The organism is Stenotrophomonas sp. PE591 (assembly GCF_018320795.1).
Classification (GTDB): Bacteria; Pseudomonadota; Gammaproteobacteria; order Xanthomonadales; family Xanthomonadaceae; genus Stenotrophomonas; species Stenotrophomonas maltophilia.
Genome location: NZ_JAAOKO010000015.1, coordinates 1 through 2,409 on the forward strand (window position 1 = coordinate 1; position 2,409 = coordinate 2,409).

Consider the following 2,409-nt stretch of genomic DNA (forward strand, 5'->3'; position numbering starts at 1 on the left):
GAGAGCGCTTTGGCCGGTCTTGATCGCACGGCCACCGGCTTTGATACCGACAGCGCACTGTCGGCCGTTGACCTGCGCAAGATGCAGGAGCGCGCCGAGGTGATGCAGCTGGGTGGGCAGCTGCTGTTCAAGGGTGTCGGCGACCTGGGCGGCTACCTGAGCCAGAAGGCGGAGACCGAAGAAGGCAAGGCGTTCTGGGCCGACGGCGGCAATGGCCGCGCGCTGCTGCACGGCATGGCCGGTGCAGCGATGGCCGCATTGGGTGGTGCGGATGCGCTGAACGGCGCGGTGAGTGCTGCTGGTGCGGAGAAGGCCAAGAAGGCGATCTCGGATTACCTCACCGCCAACCAGAGCGAGATCAGCCCCGAGCAGTTCCGGTCCTTGATGGAGGTCAGTAGTGCGATGGTGGGTGGACTGGCCGGTGGAAGCACCGGCGCCAACATTGCGCTTACAGGAGATCGATTCAATCGGCAGCTGCACCTTGACGAAGCAAAGAAGCTGGATGCGTTGAAGCAGGGCAAGACTGCTGATGAGCAGCAGCGCTTGAACGACGCAATGTGTGCCCTGGTTCATTGTTCCGCCGGCGTACCGGATAGCGATCCGAACAAGGCTCAGCTGGAGGCCTCGGAGAAACGCGGACGTGGATACGCGGCAGAGCAGCAGCTTATCAAGGGCGCCAATGCTTTCCTTGGCTACTCAACGATCGATCAAGTAAATGACCAGATCCTTCGGTTCGATGAGTCATTCATGCGAATCAAGGGAGGGGTGCAGGCAGTCGGTGGTGCGGCTGGAGCAGTAGGTGCAACCGCCGGCGCGGTGGCAACTACGCCCGGTTGTGGGACTGTCGTGTTGTGTGCGGCACCGATTGGGCTGGCTGGCGTGGCCGTCCTGTCGGCCAAATCCGGTATGGATGGTCTGGACTCTGCCCTGGGGCCCTACAACTCAGTGCAGGGAAAGAGGGTTCTGGATTCGTTCAATGCTTCAACCTATCAAGGTGATCAGAATCCCTTGGCGGGTGCTGCTGTTTCACTCGTGCGGATGGCTGCCGAGCAGGCGATCAGCCGAGTGGGCGGAAGGGTGCTTGCGCAGAAGGAGCTTCCTAGTAGAGCGGATCACGTTGTAACTAACACCAATTTGGGGCGAGAGGGGAAGATTGATCCGTCGCGCGCGCAAAAGGGGACGAGGGAGTACGAGATTCTAAATAATCCGCCACCGAACTCCAAAGTTGAACTCACAAATGGAACGGTCTTCAAGACCAATGGAAGCGGGTTTGTGGAGGAAATAACGTACCGCCCTAACAATATCCCTGGGACTCGCGATGGGCGTCAGACCGCAGTCGGAAAGGAAGGGATTGCAGGTGATGTTGGAGGCCACATTCAAGCTTGTCGCCATGGTGGAACTTGCGATCGCTACAATATTTTCCCTCAGAATTCGAACTTCAATTCGAGCGCATACAAGAAGTTTGAGAATGAAATAACTTCTGCTCTGACGGAGGGTAGGAGTGTCGGAGATGTAACTGTGAAATTTGGAAGATCATCGCAGGGTAATGCGAGGCCAGATACGGTTACTGTTGTGTACAGTATTGATGGTAAGATATCCTCGAGAACTTTTAAGAATGAGCACGGTGGTGGTCTATGAGTTGCATTGAAAGGCAGATCGAGATAATTGATTCTCTATATAGGGCGATGGATGCAAGTGCTGAGGATGGTTACACGGATGCTGTGTGTAGGTTTCGCTATCTTCCGGAGGAGGATGGTTCTCTTGGTATTGATTCCTCATTTTTTTACACGATCGGTGGCGTTTCCGTATCTGCATTATTGAATGATTATGGTGATAAGGGTTGTGCTGATTTGGTTTGTGATCTCCATGATGTAATGAAGGAGCATACGGGAGGGGATTGGAGGGAGTTTGATATTGTGATTAATTCCGATAAGACTGTAACTACACAGTTTAGATATTCTTAGTGATTTTTGTTCATGCCATTAGTCTAAAATTTCCAGGATCCTTTGACTCGATGAGGAATTCTTGAAAATCAAGGTGGCAGACGCTGAAGTGAAAAATTTGGCGTAATGGCGGAGCTAGTGCTTTCGGTTGAGGGCTAGTCCGTCCTATCGGCATTGGCGCCTCCAGTTCCAGTGCCAGCCAGACCAGCCACGACCAGTCGGCGGTGGGCAGTACCATCCGCAGCCAGGGCGACGTCAGCATCGTGGCCACCGCCGGTGACCTGAGCATCATCGGCAGCCAGGTGAAGGGTGACAACGTGGCGCTGGCCGCGCGGGACAACATCACCCTGCGCAGCGAAGCGGAAGACCACACGCAGTCGTCGAAGAACAAGAGCGGCAGCGGTGAGATCGGCTTCAGCATCGGTGCGCAGACCGGCTGGTACGTATCGGCCAGCACCGCCAAGGG

At 55.4% G+C, this 2,409-nt stretch carries 3 protein-coding genes; all 3 read left to right on the forward strand.

Going from position 1 to position 2,409, the window contains the following annotated elements:
• On the forward strand, positions 1–1,638 hold a 1,638-nt coding region (locus JLDANKMP_RS22200), incomplete at its 5' end, for a DNA/RNA non-specific endonuclease (protein ID WP_212562120.1).
• Positions 1,635–1,964: a hypothetical protein gene (locus tag JLDANKMP_RS22205; RefSeq protein WP_152905615.1), complete on the forward strand. Its 330-nt coding sequence runs from the start codon at positions 1,635–1,637 to the stop codon at positions 1,962–1,964. The genes JLDANKMP_RS22200 and JLDANKMP_RS22205, both read left to right, overlap by 4 nt.
• 203 nt (positions 1,965–2,167) lie before the next feature.
• Positions 2,168–2,409 (forward strand): hemagglutinin repeat-containing protein (locus JLDANKMP_RS22210; protein ID WP_343237753.1); only part of this gene is annotated, 242 nt, incomplete at its 3' end.